The organism is Ensifer sp. R-19 (assembly GCF_049905105.1).
In the GTDB taxonomy this organism is placed as follows: Bacteria; Pseudomonadota; Alphaproteobacteria; order Rhizobiales; family Rhizobiaceae; genus Ensifer.
The window spans coordinates 412,635-436,183 of sequence record NZ_CP184569.1 but is presented as its reverse complement, the minus strand read 5'-3'; the positions used below and the strand labels follow the sequence as shown (position 1 = coordinate 436,183).

Here is a 23,549-nt window from a genome sequence, read left to right as displayed (position 1 = left end):
GCGAGATGCAGCCCCTCACCCGGCTCGATACCGATCAGATATCGAGCTGATAGCTGACGGGAACGAAGCGGTAGCCTTCGCCCTGCTTCTCGACGAAGCCGACGGCCGGGAACGGCATGTGGTAGCCGATGAAGGGCAGCCGCTCGCTGGCGATCATGTCGAAAACCCTACGGCGCGTCTCGGCCGCCTTCGTCTTGTCCATGTCGAAGCGCACTTCCCAATCGGGGCGCTGCAGCGCCAGCACATAGTGGTTGGCGGTATCGGCCGTCAGCATCATGCCCTTGCCGTCGGAATCGAGGCGGAACACCATGTGACCCGGCGAATGACCGAAGGCGGCGACGGCCGAGATACCGGGCACGACCTCGGCGCCGTCGCCGATGAAAGTCGTCTTCTCCGCCAGCGGCACTATCTTCTCCAGCACCGCCTTGTGCCCCGTTTTCCGCCGGCGTGCCTGCTCGTGCCGGGTCCTTCCAGAAGGCATATTCGGTTTCACCCATCACGTAGCGGGCATTGGCGAATGCCGGCTTGCCGGCCTCCATGAGGCCGCCGATGTGATCGCCGTGCATATGGGTCACCACCACGACCGAGACCTGCTCCGGCGCATAGCCGGCGGCGCGGATGCCTTCGGCAAGGCGGCCCATACCGGCCTCGCGGCCGCCCTCGCCCATGCCGGTATCGAAGAGCACGACATCCGTTCCGGTATCGACGAGAACCGGCGAGAAACTGTTGACCAACGCTTCGGTCGGCAGAAAGTTCTGTTGCAGCAGTTCCGCCACCGCCTGCTGCGACTGGTTGGTGCCATAGATCTCATGCGGTTTCTCGGTGACGCGTGCGCCGTCATTGACCACGATGACCTTGAAGGCTCCGAGCTTGAGAGATCGGATCGGAGGAGCGCTTTTCATGTCCGTGTTTTCCGCCTTTTCCTCAGCCACCGCAGCACCTGTCAGCAGCGACGGCGCCGCGAGCACCCCAGACGTGCCCGCCCCCATCAAGGTCCGGCGCTTCATCGACATCTCACTCATGGTCCATCCCACTTCGTTGCCCTGTTGAATCCGGTTGCCCCATGGACAACTGGGCCAGAAGTAGCGTCTTGACAGCAAAGGCCAGCCGGGATCACAGGCTTTTGATCCGCAATCACCGGTTTCGCCCCGACAAAAGCCATCACCGGCATTAGCTTCTCACTATCGCTGGCCGTCTTCGAAGCACATTCCATGAACCGTATCGTCCCGATGATCCTTGCCGTCGCTCTTTTCATGGAGCAGATGGATTCGACCGTAATTTCCACGTCGCTGCCGGCAATCGCCCGCGACATCGGCGTCGGGCCGATCACGCTCAAGCTGGCGCTGACCGCCTATATGGTGTCTCTTGCGATCTTCATTCCCTTGAGCGGCTGGATGGCGGACCGCTTCGGCGCCAAGAAGATTTTCCGCGCGGCGATCCTCGTCTTCATCGCCGGTTCCATTTTCTGCGCCATCTCCAACAGCCTTGTCGCCTTCGTCTTCTCGCGCTTTCTGCAGGGCATGGGCGGAGCGATGATGACGCCGGTCGCCCGCCTGGTGCTGGTGCGCGGCACGCCGCGCAGCGAACTCGTCTCGGCCATGGCGCTTCTGACAATTCCAGCGCTTGTCGGGCCGCTCGCCGGACCGCCGCTCGGCGGCTTCATCACCACCTATTTCTCCTGGCACTGGATCTTCCTGATCAACGTGCCTGTCGGCATCGCCGGCTACATCCTTTCCGGCATCTATCTGCCCAAAATGGAGCCGCGCGATCCTCCACCGGTCGACGCTCTCGGTTTCCTGCTCGGCGGCATCGCCGCCTCCGGCATCGTCTTCGGCCTGTCGGTGATCAGCCTGCCGGCCCTACCGCCGATCGTCGGTATCGCTTCGGTGGTCGTCGGCGTGGTCGCGACCCTGCTCTACATCCGCCATGCCCGCCGCCATCCGGCACCGGTTCTCGACCTCAACCTCTTCAAGGACAGCGCCTTTCGCGCCGCCTCGATCGGCGGCACGATCTTTCGCATCTCGGTCGGCGCGGTGCCTTTCCTGATGCCCTTGATGCTGCAGGTGGGCTTCGGGCTCAACCCGTTCCAGTCCGGCATGATCACCTTCATCGGCGCGGTCGGAGCCATCACTACCAAGTTCTACGCGCGGCGCGTGCTCGCCTTCGCCGGCTTCCGTACGACCCTGATCCTCGCCGCAATCCTCGCTGCGATTACCACCTTCGCCAATGGCTTCTTCACGCCGGCGACGCCCTATCTGGTGATGATCACCATCCTGCTGATTGCAGGCTTCGCCCGTTCCTTCTTCTTTACCAGCGTCAACGCGCTTTCCTTCGCCGATATCGACGATGCGGACGCCAGCAAGGCGACCTCGATGAGCGCGGTGCTGCAGCAGATCAGCCTGGCGCTCGGCGTCGCCGTTGCCGGCGCGATCCTGGAAATCGAGACCAAACTCAGCGGCGGCCCGCTGCAGCTCGACGATTTCCACACCGCCTTCATGATCATCGCCGGCGCCAACCTGATCGCGGCGATCCCGTTCCTGACCATGGCGAAGAACGCCGGCGCCTCGGTTTCCGGGCACCGGCTACCAGTGCGCGAAGTCGAGTCGGCCGCGGGGAAGTAAGGATATTTCAGGGAAACGCGCGGCGATTTTCCGTCCGAAAGGACGGCGCCATAGCGAGTTTATTCAGGGCGCTCGCACACGGCGGCGATCTTGTTGCCGTCGAGATCGCGAACCCACGTGCCGTAGAAGTTCGCGTGGAACGGGCGCAGCCCCGGCGCACCCTCGTCCGTGCCGCCATTGGCAAGGGCTGCCGCGTGGAAGGCATCGACGGCTGAGCGCGTCTCGGCGTCAAACGCGATGCTCACGCCGTTGCCGTAGGTGGCGGGCGCGCGGTTGAAGGGCGTCACCACCCAGAAGCGGATGCGGTCGCCCGCAGCACCATAGCCGATTTCGGTTTCGTCCTGCCGCTGACGGTGATAGCCGAGCGCTGGCAGCACCGCGTCATAGAACGCGCCGGCGCGTTCGAGATCCTTGGTGCCAACGGTCACGTAGAGCAGCATGCTATTCCGCCGCCTCGTCTTCGGCTTCCGTCTCGCTGGCGGCCTTCTGGCGCCCCTTGAAGCCCTTGGCGAGCAGGAACATTTCGACCGATTCGGACCGCGACGATGCCGGCTTCACATGGATGACCTGACGGAAATTCTGCTTGAGCATATTGAGCAGTTCGCGCTCCGTGCCGCCCTGGAAGGTCTTCGCCAGGAAATGCCCGCCCTCGGCAAGCACGTCGACGGCGAAATAGGCGGCGACCTCGCAGAGATGCATGGTGCGCAGGTGGTCGGTCTGGCGGTGTCCGGTCGTCGGTGCCGCCATGTCCGAAATCACCAGATCCGGCGTACCGCCGATCGCTTCCTTGAGCTTTTCCGGCGCTTCAGGGTCGAGGAAGTCCATCTGCAGAATACGCACGCCCGGGATCGGGTCCACTTCGAGGAAGTCGATCGCCGCAACGCGGGGATCGGCATCGGTCGAATTGGTGACCTTGGCGGCGATCTGCGTCCAGCTTCCGGGGGCGGCACCGAGGTCGATGATGCGGCGAGCGCCGTTCAGGATCTTGTGCTTCTCGTCGATCTCCAAAAGCTTGAACGCCGCACGGGCGCGATAGCCCTCGAGCTGGGCGCGCTGCACATAGGGATCGTTGATGTGGCGCTCCAGCCAGCGGCGGGAGGATGCCTTGAGCTTGCCCTTCTTGACCTTCTGGCCAAGCTTGCGGCCGCTGCGGTTGCCGCCAACAGGGGGTTTCGTCATGCCTTGTTTCCTTCCTGGCTGCCGGCGTTGGCGCCGCGCTGGTGACGGCGCGGCCGCGAGCGGCGCCAGGCTCCGTCGTCCGCCATCATATCGGTGAGCAGCCCTTCGCGCAGGCCGCGATCGGCGACACGCATGCGCGTCGACGGCCAGCGGCGGCGGATCGCTTCGAGGATCGCACAGCCGGCCAGCACCAGGTCGGCACGATCCGGACCGATGCAGGGATTGGCGGCACGCGCATTGAAATCCCAGGAGAGCAGGCGCGCCTGCATGGCGGAGACTTCGTCATCGGTGAGCCACAGGCCATCGACGCGGCGGCGATCGTAGCGCGGCAGGTCGAGATGCACGCCGGCAAGTGTCGTGACCGTGCCGGATGTGCCGATCAGGTGGAAGCCGCTGCCGGAGGCGCCGTTTGCCAGCGCCTCGACCGGTGGGCTGTCGAAGCGGGAGAGCATGCCCTCCACCTCCTGCACCATCGCCTCGAAGCTTGCCGGCGTCACGTGCTGGCCGCCATGGCGCTCGGAGAGCGTGACGACGCCGACCGGCAGCGAGGTCCAGTGGGTGATGTGATTGGCAAGCCGGTTCGACCTGGAATCGCCGATGCGGATGACGGCGATCTCGGACGAGCCGCCGCCGATATCGAAGAGCACGACCGAACGGGTCTCGCGATCGACGAGCGACGAGCAGCCGGAGACGGCAAGCCGCGCTTCGGTTTCGCGGTTGATGATCTCGAGATCAAGGCCGGTCTCCCGCGCCACCCGCTCAAGGAAGCTTTCGCCGTTTTCGGCGGCGCGCGCGGCCTCCGTCGCGATCAGGCGGCTGCGGCGAATCGTGCGGGCACCGAGCTTCGAGGCGCAGATCTTCAACGCTTCGACCGCGCGCTCCATCGCCTCGTCTGACAACCGGCCGCTGGCACCGAGCCCCTCGCCCAGGCGAACGATGCGCGAAAAGGCGTCGACCACCCGGAACTGGCCGGGGCGCGTCGGCTGAGCGATCAAAAGCCGGCAATTGTTGGTGCCGAGGTCAAGCGCGGCATAAAGCGGCGCCGGAGGTTCGCTGTCGGCAACATAGGGCGCGCGCGGTTGATCGGCGCGCTGGCCCGGCCGCTGCTGTGACGCCGTCTGCCCGTTGGAGGCGGAGGGCCCCGATCGCCCATTGCCGCCATCGGTAGCCCTTTGCTGGGCCGGCTGGCGCTCGCCGCTCGTGAGCGGACGCCCCTGGAGCCCACGGCGATGCCGCGCCTTCTTGCTGCGCTTGTGGCCCTTGCGCTCGCCGAGCGACGACTCAACGAGTTGCGCGCTGCCGCCCTGCGGCGCGGACGCGACTGCGGCCTGTTGTTTTGCGGATTTCGAACGACGACGCCGTTTGCGCTTGCGCGCCGGTTCCGCCTCGTTCTCTCCTGCGGGACGCCCTGCCATGCCGGCAGTGCCGGGCTGGCTGGCAATTGCAGACGGCGAAGCAGACGACTTGCGTCGTTTCCGCTTGCCCTTGCCGTTGCGCGGACCGAGCTTCGATCCATCACTGCGGCCTGCTGCCGACGCCCCGGATTCGGACGGCTTTTCGCCGTGATCGGGGTCTTTCACTTGTCTCAACCATGGCGCCGCGCAAGCCCAGGGGCCGCTCAAGGCGCTCTCTCGATTTTCGTTGGCGCGACTGTACCAGCGCCAGCCCCATTCGCCAAACTGTTTTTGACTGCGCCGCCAAGGGCTAAGCCCGCATACCGCCAACATTGCAGACGGCGATCCCGATCAGCCTCTTTTGTTCGGCACGCTCACCTATGCCGTTCGCCCACAAATGCGCGGCACCACGACGTACCGTCGGCACCGGCAAATCGGTGCAAAAGATCCGGCCGCCACATCGAGATCGCATTTTTTTGCCAAAAGGTATTTGCATTGGTCGCGCTTTTGTTTATAAGCCCGCCACACCGACGCGACGGGCAGCGCCCGCCAGCGACCTTGGGGAATAGGTTAACGGTAGACCAGCGGACTCTGACTCCGTTAGTCCTGGTTCGAATCCAGGTTCCCCAGCCATTCAATATTCTTCGTTATATTTCAATTATTTGTAGATCCCGCCATCTAGGCATCCGGAACAGTTGACCACCCCATATTTCCGGATAACCTGGCGTTAAAGCATCAACGCAATAAGAGTCATCGAATATGCTCGGGCGGGCCATCTCTAGGCTGCCCATTCTCAACGCCCACGCATTTCATGCAGGCGAGTACCGTAAAGATCGGCAATGCCTACCGCCCCCCCTTCTCCAAGCGACGATTGAGGGTGCGTTGAGACGGAAGGTCGCGCCGAAGGTGAGCATGACGCCCCACCGCGCACGATGAGCCACCTACATTAATCCAAGTCTCTGATGGCAATTCGAATCACACGCGCGACAAGCGAAGCTATAAGAAAGAAAATGATTCCCAGCTGGCTTGTCTCCATGGCCAAACTTATATTTCCGGTTATCGGACCGATTAGCGTTGCTTTCTCAACAGGATCCGAAATGTCGATCGCGCCCAAAATCCACAGCGCTTCCGACATGCCATATATTGTGCCAAAAAAACCGATATAGGGAACGAGATCGATCCAAAACTCGGCAGCGTTTACCGCAACAAGAACGCTAGAAAACCCAAGCATAGACAGCAATATCTCAAATAAGAACACAAGTATGCAAAATACACAGGCCGCGATGATTATCTGCTCTACAGTGCCTGAAATCAATCTTAGTTGCCAATATTCGTTGCCCCAAGTGGAAACCCCATGGCATTCATCAACCAATTGGGAAGTTCGCAGCGCCAAATCTCTGGCGTCTTCGTCTGAGATGACCTGCTTTCCTTGGGTTGAAAGTGACCGCGCCAGTGCTCGAAGCTCGGCATTGAGCGGGCCTCGTGGGCGTTCAAAAACAATATCACGATTGAATCGGAAGAGCGCGCCTTGCGAGTTAAGCGCTACTATTGGAATTTCCCTCAGCAAACCAAATCTATTGGGCTCATCAACTACCGAGGGATCTATTTCGATCCGCAGCTTTATTCCACCTGGGCCCATCTTAGTCTCGGCTAACCACACACGCCTAAATTCTGAAGTTTGCGCAACAAGTTGGCAGCTTGCCTCATCCTTCCCCTTAGTTATCAAGAACCGGAGGTGAAAGGGATTCTCGACGGATGACACATCTTCCTGAATAAGATTGAAGCTGTCGAAGTAAAGTCTGCCGCTTTCTGTCCACCAAGCATAAAGGTAAACCGTTATTAGCCAAGATACCCCAAGCAGTATTGGTAAAGCAACCATATGAACAATCGCGAAGGTGCGTCTATTCATCTATAGAACTCCGCAAGCGATAAGAGCAAATGGCACAATAGAGTCGTTCCCATACTGAACAACCCGCGATACAGCCTCCTCAACTTTTGTTGGAAGAGAAAGGCCTGGAGGAATAACCCCAACAGATCTCAAGCGCTCAGAAAACTGATCTGGGCTACAAAGGTGAAATGAAACAACATTCTTGCTAAACCTGTCAAACAAGCTAACCACGTTATCTGCTCCGTAGCTCCCCACGATACCAATAGGACCAAGTACGGAAACACTTGACGGCTTTGCGCTGAATACCATAGCTACTGACGGCCAAGCTAACGCCTCAACCGGCTCACCCAGCGGGAAACCTTGAACATTACCTACTGTAACTCGGTAACCTGTGGATGATATCAATCCTTCCACCGAGGATGCAGACGACAAACGAAACACAATCAGATATGGCACCTGCTTGTCGTCTAGTCGAAGACTACCTATGCATCCAACGGATTCCGGAAAAATGTCGCGAGCATTGAGGATGATTTCCTTTATGCCAAGGTTGAGCCGATCGGGAGAAACAATCGTGGCCAATCCGTCTGCGCGCTTAGCTGGAGGAGCGGAGAATAGGTTAGTGCTTCCGTCCAAGTATACTTCGCAAGCTGTCTTGCTCCGCAGATTCACAAGGTCAAAGGTCGCGGTCTCTCCTTGAAGGACAATCGCGATCTCTGCGCATCTAAAGAGAACCACCTGCACCGGTTCGTGTGTGTGCTGCCAGCCGTTCCTCTCCAAGCTAGTTAGCACGTCGACGCTCGCGGTGTCCGGCGCAGGGTAGCATTCCCCGGCGTTGCTACGGTGCGCCGAGATCAACGGAAATAACAGGTGTATCACCAAAAACCAAAGGTACCACCTTTTCCACGGACTGTGATGGAGAGAGCACCGCATCGATCTTCGCCGTTGTTTGAGATTGAAGGAACTTTGGAGACAACACGTTTGTAGGAAAGAAGGTCAAAGCCAATTTCTTGTCAGCGCGCGACGGGAACACTATGAGATAGCCATCATAGGACGGCGAAATCCGAACCCGGTCGGCTTGAACCACCTGTTTGCCTTCAGTAACTAGAAAGCCCAGCTCAACCAGCTGCGTGAGCGCGACTTGCTCAAGTCCTGCTTTCTTCACAAACTCCTTTTTGTCTATCGATAGCGAGATACTAATCAAGGATCCTTGGTTAGTAACTTCGCTCGACAAGTCGCTATCTGGTTGAACAAATTGAAGGATAAAAAACGCCACCGATATCATGACAAAAAAGTCCAGCATGATAATCGCCAAGGTCTTGTTCATTGTACTTTGGCCAAGCCCCCGGAAACCAGTTCCTCGAGGTTCGTCGTCTCAATCGAGCCATCCCTACGCACTAAGAGTTGGAATTCTCGTAGCGGGTGATCGGGTATCGCTCCGTCGGAGTCAATCGTGAGCCAGCCATGAGCCTTCCCCCGCTCCGCCGCCATCTCAAAGTGGTTGTAAGCAACCAGCGTCTTGGAAACTGCACCCTTGGCAGAAAATGTCACTACTGAAATCGTGGACGGATGAGGGAACCGAAGGCCAAGCGCTGTCCCCTTATTCTGTAGGCCACAGGCACAGGTATATATCGCTATCCGCAGCGGCTCTTTTAAGTCCGTTAGGTATCCGGCGATGGATATATCGAAACCAACTTCGGCGCCCTTCTTGCGTGAAATTATTACCTTCTGAAGTGCAAGCGCCTGCTTTACGTCCTCATAGGCAGCATCATCGCTTATGAGAAACGAGTTCGCCTTTTCGCCACTCGCCACTGTAACTCGATCAGGCGGCCCTAGATCCCAAGAAGTCCGAGTGCCATCCATGTAGTGATAGCTCTTCGGATCTGCAGAGACAGGGCAGTTGCTACCCTTATCGCGGCTAGCTCCCATATCCAACATGAGTGACCCCACCTGAATATAATCCACGTGATTTGTCGTATCATTAGCAGTCTGAAGCTGGCGAAAGTCGATGGCGTAAAATTGCGCTACGGTAACCGGATCCGATGTTCCACTTGAGATTCCAGACACGATGTACTGAAGCATGAACAGCAAACACAGTATAACGAAAGCTTCGATGAGAACCACATTTCCCTTTTTGCCGGTCGACAAAGGCTACTCGCCTACTGGCTTTTCTGCAGACGACGCTACGTAGGCTCCATCTCTAGCCTCAAATAGCGCCACCGCGGATGCTCGTGTGGGAAAAGTTCCTTTGAAATTTAGCAGTACAAAGTTCCCGCTTGTGTCGATGGACCAGTCTGAAAGCGCTGTTAAATCGGTAAGTTTAAGATCTTCCGCCCAAACGCCCGGTCCTCCGGTTTTCGCTTTCGATAGCTCGATCTTGACAATCTGTTCAGCAGTATCAACCTGAACCACGATGAGGACTTTTTCGGCACCATTAAACATGAGCAGTAGGTTGCCTTTTGGTGCCTTTGACTCGACCGTGGTGAAGCCTTGCGGGCCAAACTTATTCTGGGCGGCGGTTGCGTCTACTCCACCTTTCCCCTTCTGGTCTGCGTCTTTTACTTTTGCGGCAGAGTTTGTCGGCTGCTCGTCCTCTTGACCGGCCACGGCTGCTGCATCACTACCGGGTTGCCCTCCCGGCTTTTGTCTCTTCTTTTTTCCCATTCCCTCCAAGATCATCGCGAATCCGCCAGCGACCAAGGCCCATCCCTGTGGAATGCCAAAGTAGAAGACCACGATCAGCCCTGCCGCGATCATGATCAAGCCTGAGATGATGGCCCATGTATCGACACCTTGCTTCGCTTCGTCGGTCTTTCTCTTATCATTTACTTTTTGGTCCTTCTGTTCCTGGTTTTTCTTGAGGAGCTCTTCTCTCTTCGAGTCACCAGGCTTGTATTTCTGTTCAATTTCCTTTGCCTGTTTTTCTAACTCCTCTATGTCTTTACCAAGCTTATCGCTTTTCTGAGCTAACTGAGTCGAGAGCGCCTGCGCTTCCCCTTGACATTTCAAGTAGGCCTCTCCGTTAACCCCTTTCAACTGGGCCTCGAAAGGCTTCAACTTTTCAGCCTTTGCCTTGTCGTCCCCTTGTTTGCTATCAGCAATTGCAAACGCCCCTTCTACCGCACCGAGAGGTGATCCGAGTTGCTGCATGCAACGTGTCCAGAATTCAGGCGAGATATAGCCCTCGTATTCACCTCGCTGGACTTTGATGCTGAAGCTCCGGAGGGATTGCTTCGACCGTTCGATGCTACCCATAATCGACGACAGATCTGTGCGAACCTGGTCGCTTGTTGGAGTGTCCGGCGTCTTTTGGTTTTGGTAGTCCTCCATTGGTTTCTTTAGGTCGCCGAGAGCCTTCACGAGGTCTGTTAGTTCTGGGGCGTCAATGTTGTCCATTCGGAGCAGTGACGCTAAATCGACTCTAAACTCCTCGCCCACGAGGTATGTCCAAAGCTTTTCGTATGGGGTTTGGGCGTAGAGGCTGAGTGGGACGAGGCAGAGCGTCGCCACGAGAACAACATGCATGCTCTTTGACAAGATGTTGGCTAAGCAGTCAAATGGAGTACGGATAGCGCGTCGACGGGAAAACATGGACTTTCTCCATGATTGGTTGTATATAGAAAAACACAGACCCGAGACAGAAGCAATCACAAAATGCAGTATAGATATTTACTAAACTCGAGCAGCTATGCTTTAATAAAGCTTAGCCATCAGTACTAGATTGACTTTCGCATTATATTTATCTTGATGCCTTACATCGTAGTAGATTTTGGTTTGGCCGGTCACTGTTTTCAGACTAATTATCCATCTCAACTTCAGTCACGCCAAATCTACCTGCCAGCCCGCTCTGGATATTTATAATTTACTTAAAAATCAACCATTTCAATGGAAAGAGTCAACCGCATCCTTAGGTTCTGGCGTCGGCCAGCTGAAACGCTTGCCTGGGCGGGTGTTGGGAATGGCAGCGATCCTAGGGACTGCTCGTCCACTTCCATCAAATCCCTCGAATATGCTATGCCGAGGGCTGAGCCTTGGCCAATGCCCGCACGAGACGCTTGGCCATGCTGCTCGGCTCGGCAACGGGACCTTCAGCCGTCGATCGAATTTCATGGAGCCACTTCTGCTCCTCCTTCGTCATAGGCGTGCCAAGCATCCGTTCGAAAAGGCGAATTGCTTCCTCATCGTAGAACTGGCGCGCGGCCAAGCGGAAGAGCTGCCGTGCATCACAGCCCAGAACCGCGGCAGTCTCCTCGACGCGATCAAGGGGAAGCTTGGCTTCTCCGCGTAAGACCAGATGGAAGAGCGGGCTTGCCAGAACGCTGCCCGAAGGGACCGGCACCGACACTTCTGCGATCCGCATCTTCAGGAAAGCGACGAGATCAATAGTACGGTTAATATTAGTCATTGATAGCTCCTGCGCTTGCATCGATACTTCATTTATAGCGCGCAACAGTTGGGGCAGCTGAGCTCCCTTCGATCTGGCAAAAGAACCGTCGATCCGGTCAGTCGACGTCGAAGTTGTCGGGGCGCATATTTCGCTCGATCAGTTCCATGGCCGGCCCGACACAAGACTGCGCAAGACACATCAGAAGGACACGCCGTTCATCACGTTCATTGAGTTGAAGGGCCTCTACAACGTCAGGTAGCTGAGAAAGTGGCAGTTTCGAGTAGCCTCGTAGATAACGGGTCAAAGTGGATTTCTGGATGAAGCCAGCGTCGCGTACAAAGTCAGCTCGGTCCACGCCAAGTTCATCGATCCGTTCCTCGATCAGTCGAGCGAGCGCGATCCTCGCATCAACCTTGGGCATCAACATGTCCTCGATTCGCTGGGTTAGATTTGTGCTTCTTTCTCCAGCTCCGTAACATCGCGTTGACCTTCGGCTGTACACGCCCGCGTGCCTTCTCGCGCTCCATCCCTTGCAGAAGGAGCGTGTCGTAATCCGTCATCTCATGACGGAGGAAAGTCTGCATGGTGATGCCGACGGCCTGGCCTAATGGAGCATCTTGCCAGTCTCTCCCGGCTATTTCGCTGGCGAAATATGAGACAGCAAAATCGGGGCAGCCCGGATGATGATGTCGGATGTGCTGCTCTATCGCAGCCACAGGGAATTTTGCCATGTCGCCCTCCAGTAAAGAGGACGTCTATATATTACGATGTGCGGACGATTGATACGAAAGTAAGTAATTACTTAAGTAGTTTGTCCACAGATTTCGCCATAACAGCCTAATTACTTGGGAAGAGAGCTTTCGGGCGTTAGACCAGCGCCAACACACCAAGCACGAAGTCCTAGATAAAGTCCTTTTGTGCGACGGGGATGCCTTCCGTATCGGCGAGCTCCGGGCGTCCTATCCTCCTCAGCCGACGAGCTGAATGCTCCTTTTGATTGCATTTCTACCTTTACATACAATCTACTTGACCTTTACATAGGTAAAGGTATGGAGCGCAAACTCCGTAGAAATAGCTATTCGAAGGGTGAAAATGTAAAGGTGCGACTGGTGAAGAACCCTGCATTTCCCGGCGCAACCTTGACAGAACTTTCCGCAAACTTGACGAAAATGACGGTTTTCGCAGTTTTCGGAAAAACGTAAAGGTCACTGTGCTTCAACGCCTTGATGACCGGCATACTTTCGTCGTCAAAACTGGACTGCTTCAACCGATAGTTTTGAGGGATGGACCGCTGCCCCGTCCAGAGCGGGCTACACGCTCATGGAAGGCCTTACCAGGCCAACCCGAAAACATATCCGCGAGCAGAAACGATCCGGCTTCGGCAGTGAGTCAAAAGAGCGAAAAAACACTGGTTGCTAGCATCGACGCAGCGACCGTGGCCATGGTGCTGAGATCGACCACGATATGTCCGCCGGTATTCAGAGGAGCATCGGTGGAGAAAACCGTCTCTATCTTGGTACGATGTGCCACACCGGCCCTCCTCCCGTTGCTGGCCGGTTCGGAAACCGGCCAGTCGAGGGTCAGTTAAAGGGCGATCGCTGCGATCTCGCGCCGGACGCGGGTAACGTCTTCGCTCATTTCGTAGTAATACGCAGCCTTCTCCAATTCGTTACGAAGCCAGTCGAGTGCGGCGATTGCGGCGTTGGTATTACCCCGATGAATCTTCTGCTCGTCGGTCAGGTCGTCCCAATCGTTGGCATCGCCAACCCAGTTGTCCCGGCTGTCGCGCTCCATAATATCGCCTTCGAAAGTGTCAGGGTGGTAGTCGGCGATCTTCCGTAGCACAGCGGCTTCCTGCGGATCGGTGTCGTCGAGCTGGCGAGCATGGAGCAGATAGTGCTCCCGGATGGAGAACACCATTCCTGCAGATCCCGTCTTTTTCGCGACCTCCTCCGGATAGGGAAGCATGAAGTGGGCACAATTCATATCGGGGATGACAGGTTCAGACATTTGAAATCCTTCGAATCTAAGGTCCGGCCCAATGCCGGAAACCTTTGTGGATTTCCCAAGATTTATAGCTCCTTGAACATCGCATACCGTGGACCGAGACCAGTTCCGAAAACAATTCGGTTGCCATTAAGGACACTCCTTGTCGTCATGTGGTATTTATAGCGAGAAAGCCACGCGCCCGCGGTGAAAGTTGAGGCTTTTCAGTCACAGCATGAGAGCATCCAGCCTACACCGCGGATGCACTCAACGTCTTAGAGGCTCAGCAAGTCGCCATCGCATCGGGCGGCGCCTAAAGCTGCCGCCCCACCATCCGCACTGGTTAGCTCGTGGTGTCGTTGCAATGGCGCTCACTGATCCGGTCGAGTCCCTCAGCCATTTCCCGATCCTGCTCCATCACATTTCCATCCAGCAGATAGAGAACACGATCCAGCGGGAGCGTGGTTCCTTCCAAGCCGAGTTCCCGGGCCTCCAATAAGGAGAACATCACGACCGCGACGCTCTTCTGGGCCGTGGGCGACGTGCTCCTGTTCTCATCGGTCGTATGATCGGTCGCGCGTACGTTATCGTTCAACATGATTTTGCTCCTACGGGTCGCCGGTATGGCGAATAGGTTGGAGCACCAGGCTGAAAGTCTTTCTCGTTCGCCCGTGTAGTTTCAGAACGTTGCTTGCCATGCTGTGCCCCTTTGTCTTCGCAGGGACTTTTAGCGAAACACCGATGGCGATGCACAGAAATATGTGCTTTTCCGGCAACAGTCAGCGGTTTCGACACTCGACCCCTTTCAGTTGGCTTGTTTGATCCGAGCCAGGAATCAGCTTACCCACACATCGGAGTGCGCACGAAACCAGAGCAGAGAAATGCGTTGAGATACGATGTCCCCCTTTATCGTGATAAGGGAATGAAAAAGCCAATAATCCTGACCTACGTCGAAAAGACACTCAGGAGCTCGCAGGCGCGCTTGATCAACCGGACGACGCTGACCCCGCAGATCGATCTCGAAGCCTACCAGTGCCGCGCTGTGATCGATTGGATCGACATCCATTTCGAGCTGTCTCGGCGCACGCAGCATTGGCACTTGAACGATCGCATTGAAAAGCTCACCGGCCGAAAGGAGTATCCCGAGGCTCTGGACAGTGGTGAGGGGAAGACGGCTACTCGATACAAGCTGCGTGTCCAAGAGCCAGACTTCCAGAACGTCCGGAAGGTGCTCGATGAGCTTGAGAGCGTGTATGGCTTCGTTGCGCCAGCTACGATCAGTGGGATCGAAGTCAGTATCGACTTCTACCCAAAAACGCCGAGCGAGGAAGCAAGAGCACAGATGCACGGGGTTCTGGTCCGGCACTTCTTCCCAACCACCCGCGTATTGAGGAGCAATCTGATGTGGCCGCGGTTCATGCCGGGCAGTATCAAGAAAACAGACTACACCATAGGTCGCAACGAAAGCGATGAAAGCCTCGACATAGGAGACCGCATGACGCCGGGACTGGACCGCCCGGCACTCTACGGTTCAACCTACTACGTGGGTGAGCGAGATGATCCACGAGCCTTCTGGCGCATCCAGAACAAGGTCCTGGACAAGCAGAACAATGCTGCAGGCACCCGGGATAAGCTAGCTGACGACAAGAAGCGTATCCGGATCGAGGTTGCTCTTGGACAGGAAGGCTGCCGAGAAATTGGGCTCCAACAGTTTGGCGATCTTGAAGCAGTGGGGATCACGCGCCTGCAGAAAGGCTTCTTCCAGTTCATGAAGCCGACTTTCGCGATCGTCCGGCCGGGGAGTGCTCGCCCAGGATCAGCGGCAGTCAAGCGGAAGGTCGAGGAAAACCGAAGGGAAAGGTTTCTGAACGCGGGCGTGCTGGGGCTGCAGATCCGCGAAGATGCGAGAGACGAACTGCGGGCGCTGGAAATGCGAAAAATCAGAAGATGGCATAGGACAAGCGGAAGTAAGATGCCGCCCAAGATGAGAGCGGGCGCCGGCGCCTACGGAACGATGATCGCGTACGAAGAGCTGACCAGGATGGTGGAGCGGGCTTTGGCTGGGCTTCAGAGGAAGGTGCGGAGAGAGATGGGTGTTTAGGTGATCTACTAAGGTCGAGTAAGTCTTCGTATAACAAGTTATTAGGCCTGATCCCGATCCGTTTATCAATAACCATGACAGATAGGCTCAGCAGCGGACCAACAGCGTTTAGCGGCTCGACATTCTTCGGGAAAAACTTGCTTCCTCTCCGAACGAACCAAGAGAATAACAAAAATCGATGCTCGCCGTCGCGGTTCATTATTCCTCGCTGAAGAAGTCCTCGTCTAGCCGCTTGAACTCAACGGTCCGGTAGCCTCGCACTCCGACATCATGCTCAATCATCAGATCAGTTAGCTCTTGGCCGTCGATTAGAATGACACGTTGTGCGAGGTGCTTGACGTAATCGCGGGCAGGTTGGCTGAAGGTCGAGGTGGTGACGAAGACGCCTTTGGTAGCGCCAAGACCGACGAGGCTACCGACGAAGCCATTGACGTCAGGACGGCCTACCGGATTGCTGGGAGCATAACGCTTCGCCTGCACATAGATGCGGTCTAGGCCAAGGCGATCCTCGTTTACAATCCCGTCCACCCCACCATCGCCGGTGCGTCCGAGTTGGGCAGCGGCATTTTTATGGCTGCCGCCGTATCCCATGGACACCAGCAGATCGACGATAAGCTGCTCAAAAAAAGTTGGGCTGTTTGAGAGGATGCGTTCGAGAAGCTCGTCACGCAGGGCCGCCGCTAGCGCGGCGTGGGCATCGTCGATTTGCTCTTCCGGGGTAGTATTGGGAGGAGTTACCGCGACGGGCTTAGTGGTGACGCCTTCTTCTTCGATAGCGCTACCCTCGTTCCTGTAGAACTCGCGGAATTCCGGCTCACGCATTAGAAGGGCAACATCGATCCGCTCAGGCGCGGCAGCCAGGAGTGCTTTGCCCTTATCAGTCGCGATAAAACGGCCTCGTACAGGCGACGAGATCAGGCCGGCCTTACTCATGTAAAACTTGGCCCAGTGAATTCGGTTGTGCAAAACACGCTGTCGCCCGCTCGGGAGAAGCTCGTCTCGCTGCTCCGGTGTCAACGCCAAGTCATCGGCTATGCGCTCTGCAACGTCGGCGACCCGTGCTTCTCCGTCAGCGGCAGCGCGCAAGACCGGTAGCATGAGTGTCTGGTAGTCGGGAATCATGGATCTCGCGCCCTGTGCAAAGGATTGGTGGTGATTTTCAGGCACCGGTGTCAGGCGCTCCTCACCACGTCCATAAGCCGAGAATAATCTGTGACGACATCATACTTCACCTGATCGGTAGTCACCTTGCTGCCAACCTCCTCGAAGAACCGGCGGGCGCACTCGATCTTTGTGGTCTCGAATTCTCGCATCTTCAGGGACGACAGGGTGCCCTTGGTCTCTGCGACGAAATAGATATGCCTCACGGAGCCTTCCTTGAACGAGATCGCCCAGTCCGGATTGTAGTCGCCGACGGGCGTCGGGATCGCGAACCCCCTGGGAAGTTTGGCATAGACGACGATCTCGTTGCTTGTATCCAACTGCTCGACGAAACGGCGCTCGGTGTCAGAATCGAGGAGCGCGTAGTCGTACACGTGCTTCTTCAGCTTCTCGCTCGCCCTGGAGAAGTCCTGAACGGTCTGGCTCGCGGTAAAGATATCCGTCTCGTATCGCTCCGATACCGCATCGTAGGTGAGGCGCTCGATCACCATCGAGGCCTTTTGCTCGATGATCAAACGCGAAGCTTCACTGATAAAGTGCTCCGGGTTCTGTTTGAATTGGTTGAAGACGTTCGACTGGATCTTCGACAGGATCTCCGCGATGGTCTGCCGCGTGAGCTGCGTGCCCTCGGCGAGCTTTGCCAGAAGATCGTACTTCACCAGCGATGTGACGCTATCGGCCTGATAGGTTGCCTGCTCCTTCTCGCGGAAGCTCTTGCCGTCGCCAATCGTGTCGTAGGTCAGGCCGTCCTGCTGGATCCCGCTCGTGACGGTATATTGCAGTGGGGTCACGCGAAGATGACTGTCGATTGCGCCGGCACTCTTGCGGATCAGCTCGCTGGGATCGAACTCGACCCGATATACGGCCTTCTGGTTGATCCTGCTCCAGAGCTCCTGGAACTCCTTGCGGTGGAAGTTGTCGTTCAAGGGATTGATCTTCGAGCGGCGGTCATCTTGCAGCTTCGGCAACTGCCGTTCATTAAAGACGCCATCCACGAGGTCCAGGATCTGGTCCGTGTAGGGCTTCAGATCATCGGGCAGCTCTGCAATCGTGCCGCTTTGACGGGCGGTCTGGTATTTTTCGGTGATGTTCTTCTGACGGTCGACGTACCCGTTTTGCACGAGGAAGAACTCGATACCTGCCGCCATGTCGGACGATACCTCGACGGTTCCATCCTCGGCGTGCAGCACCTTGCCCTTGAAATACTCTTCATTCGCCTGGCGCGGACGCGCTGTAAGCGCCTCGACCATCTCTTTCTGCAAGGCGTCAACGAAGTTCCTGTAACTCTCGCTGGCGACAACTGTCAGCACGTTGATGTCATGCACCGTGGCGGGATAATCCATCCGGTCGCCATTCTGATCGACGCTCAAGCGCAAGCCACGCCCGACTTCCTGCCGGCGCGAGATTGTGTTGTCACTATGCTTCAGCATGCACATAACGAAGACATTCGGGTTGTCCCATCCCTCGCGCAAAGCCGAATGCGAGAAGATGAACCGGGTTGGCTCCGCGAACGAAAGCAGCCGTTCCTTGTCTTTCAGGATGAGGTCGTAGGCGTCCGAATCTTCAGACTGCCCTTTGTTGTCCCCCGTCTTGGCGACGTCGGGGTCCTTCAGGCGATTGGTCTTTTTGTCGATCGAGAAATACCCATTGTGGGTCTTCGCAGCGTCGATGCAGGCCAGATATTTCCGGTAGGCTTCGTTGTCGATCGCCAGCTCCGACAGATATTCCTCCTTCAGGAGCGTATACTCTTCCTCGAAGACGCGGGCATACTCGCCCTTCTCGTCGGCCTGGGCGTAGTCGCGATACTTCACCACCTCGTCGATGAAGACGAGCGATAGCACCTTGATGCCGCGGGAGAAGAGCTGCCTCTCCTTGTCGAAATGCGCCTTGATGGTCTCTCTGATCTGGATGCGGCGAATATCGCGCTCCGAGACGTCGCCGTTGGCTTCGCCAGCCTTGAGCACGACGCCATTCGTGAACTCGACCGTTTCGCTGACCGCATCGATCTGGCTAATCGTGAAGCCGCGATATTGGTCCAGGTCACCCGACTCGACGAACAGATCATCCCGGAACTCCAGGCGCCGAAGCTGCCGCTTGATCTCACCGGACGCCAGCTTCACCTCCAACTCGACGCGGGCAACAGGTGCCTTCTTCGAGATGTCGATCCCTTCGAGATAGAGGTAAGCATTTGTGCCTGCCAGCCCGCGGGTATGGATTCCGCGGACGGCGATTTTCTTCACCAGCTTCTGGTTATAGGCGTCGAGCGCGTCTAGCCGGTGGATGCGGCTGTGCTGCGCCCTGTGGGTAGCTGAGTAGCGCAGGATCATCAGTGGCTTGAACTTCGGCAGAGCCTCTGTCGTTGCCGCGCCTTCCATCTTCTGCGGCTCGTCGAGGATCAGTATGGGCCGGTTCGAGGCGATGACGTCGATCGGCTTTCGCGACTGGAAGTCGTCCAGCTCGTCATAGATGCGACGATTGTCGGCGCCCCGCGCGTTGAACGCCTGGATGTTGATGATCATCACGTTGATGCCGGCATCGGACGAGAAGCTCTCCAGCTCATGCAGGCGCTTGGAATTGTAGATGAAGAACCGAGCCTTTTTGCCATAGCTCTCGGTGAAATGGTCGGCTGTGATCTGTAGCGACTTGGCAACGCCTTCGCGAATGGCGATGGACGGCACCATGACGATGAATTTCGACCAGCCATAGCGCTTGTTCATTTCGAAAATGGTCTTGATGTAGCAGTAGGTCTTGCCTGTCCCAGTCTCCATCTCGACGTCCAGATGAACGCGGGTCGCAGCAAGGGCGTCCCTCTTGTAAGATGCAGCCACAGGCACGCGCTCACCACGGTTGTTGAAGGTGGTGAAGTCCGTCAGAGACTGCGACAGAGGCAGATTCTGACGCCGCTGGACCTTCTGGATGTTCTCCAGGATCTGTGTCTCGCTGAGCGCAAAATCGGCATTCTTGAAGCCTTCCTCAAACGCGCTCGCCTGTGCCTTCCGACCGGGGTCGATCCGATAGCTGAGGCCATCGTTCCTCGGCTGACCCGCGAAGCAATCAATGACTGCATCCACGGCGTTGGTTTGGTACGGCTGGAGCTTGAATTTTAACTTCATGGGAAGTCGGCTTTCTTAAATTTCTTTCGTAGCTCTCTTACGGCTTTCGTAGAATGTTCACTGTTTAGTCCGTCAGGCGCCATTCGGGAGTAGCTTTGGATCCGGCATTGTAAATTCGTCCCTTTATCCTCAAGCCGCTCAAAAGATTGCCTATTTTGTTTCTTTTCTGCGAATCGTCGAGCGCTTCGCTGAGCTTATTCCGGAGAAGGTCGTCGATTTCCTTTCTTGAAGCCTGGCCAAACTCTCTTAGAAATCCGACGATCATTTCCTCATAGTGGTGGTCATCGAATGCCCGCGTCTTGATATAGCGAGCCTTCTGAGACGTCGCATTCGCTACGCTGGCAGATATGAAGAAATTCGGCTTTCGGCCTTCGATCAGATGATTTCGGCGCAAGTGGCGAACTGCATCGTCGGTGATCGGTAGCTGCTTCTGTACCCGGTCCAAAGCAAGGACATCTGCCAACGGCAGCCCGGTCTGCTGCATGAGAAGCTGGCTATAAGCGGGATCGACAACCCTTCCATGGATTGTCAGGCGGACAACATTGGGCTCGCTGAGGTCGTAGTCCGGCAGGGGAAAGAAGCGCTGGCGCTGCCGACGATAAATATCCTGAATGCCGTAACCCATATGGTCGATCATGTTCAGTTCCGTCATCGCCTGGGTCAGGAACGGGTTTCGATAGCGCCGGGGCACGCGGTCGTGCAGGACATAGTCCTCGGGCTGCCCCTCGAAGAAACCACCCTCATTCTCCATAATCAGTCGATCCGGTCGCTCAGTCACGATAACACGCGCCAGGCGAGCATAGTCCTGATGGGCAATGCAGTTGTGCAGCGCTTCAAGAACGACTTTCTGATCGTATTTCGCCACCTCGTGGGCAAGCAGTTCGTTTTCCGGAAGCAGTCGGAGCTGAATGTTGCGGATGCGGGCAAAGACCTGTGACGACGTCAGCAGGAAGGGCGGCCCGAAATGCTCGTAGGCGCGCTCTTCGCCTTCGAGCTTCCAGGTAATCTCCACAGGATGCGGATTGAGCCTCCAGGCGGATTCGGGCTTGCCCAGCAGCAGAAGGGCGGCACGGGTTATCGCACCGTCCTGCGTTAGCCTTGCTCTGTTGAGGAAGGTTGCATCGCTCCAGCCGATGACTTCTTCTGGGCTAAAGCGGTTCGCATGTTTAGCAACGAAACGCGCGCGGGCCACCTTCAACGCTTGCGGATCGAGGTCGGCAAGGGTAGCGCCTTGGACAAGCTGGGCCGTCCAATCGTGGGCCAAGGTCTGCTGGCGGATATCATCCAACTTGTCGAGCCCGAGAGACACCAAGCTCTCGTTAGCGCGCGCATAGTAGTGACCTTTCCATGCGATCGGTATGCCCCGTGGCGCGGCCGGGATCTCAAAGAGGATGACACGACCCGCCGGATGATCGAGTTCGTAGATGTTGCGAAAAGTGACGCTGGGTTCCGTGCCTTGAGCAACCTGAAGCTTCAGGCCGTGCAATCGTTCCGGCTCTCGGCGGTAATCTGTACCCACAACTGCCCGTGTCTTGTTGCTGACGCCGAAGACAAGCCACCCGCCCTCGAGACTGCGCAAGTTAGCTTCATTGCTGAGTGCTGAAAAATACTCACCAATCTTATCGGTGTCATAGTCGCTGCCCGCCTGCTTAAACTCAGCAACCTCGTTTTCCCAGGTGCTGATCAGCCGATCAAGCAAGTCCTTCAGCGCCAACGGATCCATGTCAGATGCTCTTCACCTCAGTGGAAGGTGAAAGCTGGCGGAAAATCTGCTCGACGTTGATCTTCACCGCGTCCGAGACGAAGCCGTTGTCGCGGAAGACGACACGCAGCGGCTCGCGCTTTGCCAGGTCTTTGACAAGTTCCTCGGTTACGCCCTTATCGAAGCAGGCGACGAGAGCATTGTCGTCGACGAAGAACACGGTCTTGTTCTGCACGGTCTCGCGACGGATCGGAAGCGTCAGGTCGACACCCCAATCAACCAGCACCTGGAACAACAGGTCTTCGGCCGTCCGATCCTCTTTGACGTTGTCGACCATATCCAGCAAGTCGCCTTGCTTCAGCTCGTCAGGGCGGTAGTAGACGTCCTTCATGTTCGACGTGTCGATCGCTAGGACGCGGAAGCCGACGTCCTTGTTCCAATCTGATTGAGCTTCTTCCCGGAGAATCCTGTTGCCAGAACGACGAATGCGCTCTTTCGAAATCTCAGCGATGTTTGGCCTTAGTCCAGCCTTCATGCAGAAATTGTAGGCCTCCTTTGCGTCCTTGCTGTCCTGTCCGATCTCCTCCGGATACTGAATACTTATGAAACGGCGACGCCCACCCTCACGCCGCGCCAGTTCCATAACAGCTTGAGCAAGTGTGGAAGATCCCGCAAAGAGATCAACGCTCAGATCGTCCGCTCCTGTTGCAAAAGATAAAAGCCTTTCCATCAACACTACCGGTTTCGGATTGGAGAAAACCTTACTTGCTTCAGGAAACAGCGCCCTGAGGTCATACGCGCCCGACCTTCCGTCCAAATCGAAAACGCTAGAGAGTTTATCCTCAAATTCTGAGGCATAGACCTTAAGCTCAATTAGTTTGCTTTCGTCATCACCAAATAGCACCCGCCCTTCCGACAAGAGACGCTTCATTGTCTCTTCCGGAAAACGATACCCCATAAGGGGTTGCTTGCATGGTTTGCCAGTCTCCGGGTGAGGGACATCATAGCGGTATCCCTCTTTTCCCGGGTTATGGACGCTACGACTTCCGGCATACACCCCATGCGCATCGATAAACTTGTAATCAGCGAGAGGGCCCAATTGAGACTTGTTTTCCCGATACCAGGAGGAGTACGCCACCTGCAAATCGTCTATGTTTCTGTGTTGCGCAACCAGGTCGCCGCCCACTCGCAATAGGACGTCTTTGATGTCCGAAACTGAACTTTTCCAAACACCTTCCAAGGTCGCTTTGCTTTTGGCAAAAACGTGTATGCTCTCATGTTCTATTGCTACGTTCGTCGGATTATTGTCCGTCGCGTTCTTCCAGATCAGAGTTCCAACGAAATTGCTCTCCCCGAAAATCTCATTGCAGATGTGAAGAACATTTGCGGTTTCAGCATCGTCGATTGAGATCATTATCACGCCGTTTGGAGCCAAAAGATTCTTCGCGACGCGGAGCCTCTGATAGATCATGCTCAGCCAATCGGAATGGAAGCGCCCATTAGCTTCAGTGTTTGCAATCAACCGATTATCAGATTCATCAACCTGGTTTGTTTTCTCAAGATATTCATATGTATTTCCGACGAAATCATCTCTGTATACGAGATTATTTCCCTTTTTCCGATTATATGGCGGATCGGCGTATATAAGCTTAACCTCACCGAGATAGATCTCCTGAAGAAGCTTGAGAGCTTCCAGATTGTCCCCTTCAATGAAGAGGTTTCGGGTGGATTCGAAGTTCACACTCTCCCGAATTGCAGGACGAAGAGTCTTGGCGATGGGCGCATTCGAGGCCAGTAGTGCCTCTCGCTTCCCCGGCCAGTCCAGCCGATAACGCTCCTGCGGTCCTTCCACGATGCTGTCGCTCAACTCCTGACGAAGCTGGTCAAAATCCACTGACAGATACAGTTGCCCCGTCGCCCCGTCGCGCGCCTCGGTCACGCAGCCAGGGAATAGGTCGCGGATCTTGGCGATGTTGTCCTGACTCAAGTCCGGACTGTGCATCTTCAGCTTTTCCATAAA

At 56.4% G+C, this 23,549-nt stretch carries 22 protein-coding genes and 1 tRNA gene; 3 read left to right on the top strand and 20 right to left on the bottom strand.

Features of this window, described 5'->3' with window-relative positions:
• Nucleotides 1–34: 34 nt before the first annotated feature.
• Nucleotides 35–202: a hypothetical protein gene (locus ACN9MO_RS02055; protein ID WP_162733670.1), complete on the bottom strand. Its 168-nt coding sequence runs from the start codon at nt 200–202 to the stop codon at nt 35–37.
• Complete coding sequence (locus ACN9MO_RS02050; RefSeq protein WP_113133215.1) at nt 168–1,022, bottom strand: MBL fold metallo-hydrolase; 855 nt, start codon at nt 1,020–1,022, stop codon at nt 168–170. Before ACN9MO_RS02050 ends, ACN9MO_RS02055 begins: the two co-directional genes overlap by 35 nt.
• A 189-nt stretch (nt 1,023–1,211) precedes the next feature.
• Here ACN9MO_RS02050 and ACN9MO_RS02045 point away from each other — a divergent pair, with 189 nt between their 5' ends.
• Nucleotides 1,212–2,621 (top strand): DHA2 family efflux MFS transporter permease subunit, encoded by a 1,410-nt coding sequence (locus ACN9MO_RS02045; RefSeq protein ID WP_113133216.1) that lies wholly within the window; start codon nt 1,212–1,214, stop codon nt 2,619–2,621.
• Between the two features lie 59 nt (nt 2,622–2,680).
• On the opposite strand, the gene ACN9MO_RS02040 is transcribed toward ACN9MO_RS02045, so the two are convergent.
• From ACN9MO_RS02040 to ACN9MO_RS02030, 3 genes are read right to left on the bottom strand one after another with little or no spacing between them, the layout of a single operon-like run.
• Nucleotides 2,681–3,061, bottom strand: coding sequence for a VOC family protein (locus tag ACN9MO_RS02040; RefSeq protein ID WP_113133217.1), 381 nt, complete (start codon nt 3,059–3,061; stop codon nt 2,681–2,683).
• Between the two features lies 1 nt (nt 3,062).
• Complete coding sequence (locus ACN9MO_RS02035) at nt 3,063–3,800, bottom strand: RlmE family RNA methyltransferase (RefSeq protein ID WP_057250931.1); 738 nt, start codon at nt 3,798–3,800, stop codon at nt 3,063–3,065.
• On the bottom strand, nt 3,797–5,380 hold the full coding sequence (locus ACN9MO_RS02030; RefSeq protein ID WP_057250933.1) for a Ppx/GppA phosphatase family protein: 1,584 nt from the start codon (nt 5,378–5,380) through the stop codon (nt 3,797–3,799). Before ACN9MO_RS02030 ends, ACN9MO_RS02035 begins: the two co-directional genes overlap by 4 nt.
• A 373-nt stretch (nt 5,381–5,753) precedes the next feature.
• Here ACN9MO_RS02030 and ACN9MO_RS02025 point away from each other — a divergent pair.
• Nucleotides 5,754–5,827: transfer RNA gene (locus ACN9MO_RS02025), tRNA-Gln, on the top strand.
• Nucleotides 5,828–6,140: 313 nt separating this feature from the next.
• Here ACN9MO_RS02025 and ACN9MO_RS02020 read toward each other — a convergent pair.
• The 11 genes from ACN9MO_RS02020 to ACN9MO_RS01970 form a co-directional block, all read right to left on the bottom strand.
• A complete protein-coding gene (locus tag ACN9MO_RS02020) occupies nt 6,141–7,103 on the bottom strand; it encodes a MotA/TolQ/ExbB proton channel family protein (protein ID WP_113479818.1) in 963 nt (320 codons plus the stop codon).
• A complete protein-coding gene (locus ACN9MO_RS02015) occupies nt 7,104–7,661 on the bottom strand; it encodes a hypothetical protein (RefSeq protein WP_162764883.1) in 558 nt (185 codons plus the stop codon).
• Between the two features lie 256 nt (nt 7,662–7,917).
• Complete coding sequence (locus ACN9MO_RS02010) at nt 7,918–8,406, bottom strand: hypothetical protein (protein WP_113479817.1); 489 nt, start codon at nt 8,404–8,406, stop codon at nt 7,918–7,920.
• Nucleotides 8,403–9,227, bottom strand: a complete 825-nt coding sequence (locus ACN9MO_RS02005) for a hypothetical protein (RefSeq protein WP_162764882.1) — start codon at nt 9,225–9,227, stop codon at nt 8,403–8,405. Before ACN9MO_RS02005 ends, ACN9MO_RS02010 begins: the two co-directional genes overlap by 4 nt.
• Nucleotides 9,228–9,230: 3 nt before the next feature.
• Nucleotides 9,231–10,670: a hypothetical protein gene (locus ACN9MO_RS02000; protein ID WP_113479815.1), complete on the bottom strand. Its 1,440-nt coding sequence runs from the start codon at nt 10,668–10,670 to the stop codon at nt 9,231–9,233.
• A 421-nt stretch (nt 10,671–11,091) separates the two neighbouring features.
• Nucleotides 11,092–11,505 (bottom strand): hypothetical protein, encoded by a 414-nt coding sequence (locus ACN9MO_RS01995; RefSeq protein ID WP_113479814.1) that lies wholly within the window; start codon nt 11,503–11,505, stop codon nt 11,092–11,094.
• Between the two features lie 76 nt (nt 11,506–11,581).
• Nucleotides 11,582–11,887: an MVB12 family protein gene (locus ACN9MO_RS01990; RefSeq protein ID WP_162764881.1), complete on the bottom strand. Its 306-nt coding sequence runs from the start codon at nt 11,885–11,887 to the stop codon at nt 11,582–11,584.
• A complete protein-coding gene (locus tag ACN9MO_RS01985; protein WP_113479812.1) occupies nt 11,874–12,197 on the bottom strand; it encodes a DUF2293 domain-containing protein in 324 nt (107 codons plus the stop codon). Before ACN9MO_RS01985 ends, ACN9MO_RS01990 begins: the two co-directional genes overlap by 14 nt.
• A gap of 658 nt (nt 12,198–12,855) precedes the next feature.
• Entirely contained in the window at nt 12,856–12,996 is a 141-nt protein-coding gene (locus tag ACN9MO_RS01980; RefSeq protein ID WP_162764880.1) for a hypothetical protein, read from the bottom strand.
• A gap of 54 nt (nt 12,997–13,050) precedes the next feature.
• Nucleotides 13,051–13,476, bottom strand: a complete 426-nt coding sequence (locus tag ACN9MO_RS01975) for a hypothetical protein (protein WP_162764879.1) — start codon at nt 13,474–13,476, stop codon at nt 13,051–13,053.
• Nucleotides 13,477–13,795: 319 nt separating this feature from the next.
• Nucleotides 13,796–14,050: a hypothetical protein gene (locus tag ACN9MO_RS01970; protein WP_113479809.1), complete on the bottom strand. Its 255-nt coding sequence runs from the start codon at nt 14,048–14,050 to the stop codon at nt 13,796–13,798.
• Nucleotides 14,051–14,338: 288 nt separating this feature from the next.
• On the opposite strand from ACN9MO_RS01970, the gene ACN9MO_RS01965 reads away from it, so the two are divergent.
• Nucleotides 14,339–15,553, top strand: a complete 1,215-nt coding sequence (locus ACN9MO_RS01965; RefSeq protein ID WP_425986353.1) for a hypothetical protein — start codon at nt 14,339–14,341, stop codon at nt 15,551–15,553.
• Between the two features lie 198 nt (nt 15,554–15,751).
• On the opposite strand, the gene ACN9MO_RS01960 is transcribed toward ACN9MO_RS01965, so the two are convergent.
• From ACN9MO_RS01960 to ACN9MO_RS01945, 4 genes are all read right to left on the bottom strand, one after another.
• The gene (locus ACN9MO_RS01960) at nt 15,752–16,675 is read right to left on the bottom strand and encodes a restriction endonuclease (protein WP_113479709.1); all 924 of its coding nucleotides are present in this window, start codon (nt 16,673–16,675) and stop codon (nt 15,752–15,754) included.
• 50 nt (nt 16,676–16,725) lie between these two features.
• The gene (locus ACN9MO_RS01955) at nt 16,726–19,827 is read right to left on the bottom strand and encodes a DEAD/DEAH box helicase family protein (RefSeq protein WP_113479710.1); all 3,102 of its coding nucleotides are present in this window, start codon (nt 19,825–19,827) and stop codon (nt 16,726–16,728) included.
• A gap of 64 nt (nt 19,828–19,891) precedes the next feature.
• The gene (locus ACN9MO_RS01950; RefSeq protein ID WP_113479711.1) at nt 19,892–21,550 is read right to left on the bottom strand and encodes an RNA-binding domain-containing protein; all 1,659 of its coding nucleotides are present in this window, start codon (nt 21,548–21,550) and stop codon (nt 19,892–19,894) included.
• A gap of 1 nt (nt 21,551) precedes the next feature.
• A complete protein-coding gene (locus ACN9MO_RS01945; protein WP_113479712.1) occupies nt 21,552–23,546 on the bottom strand; it encodes a DNA methyltransferase in 1,995 nt (664 codons plus the stop codon).
• Between the last annotated feature and the right edge of the window lie 3 nt (nt 23,547–23,549).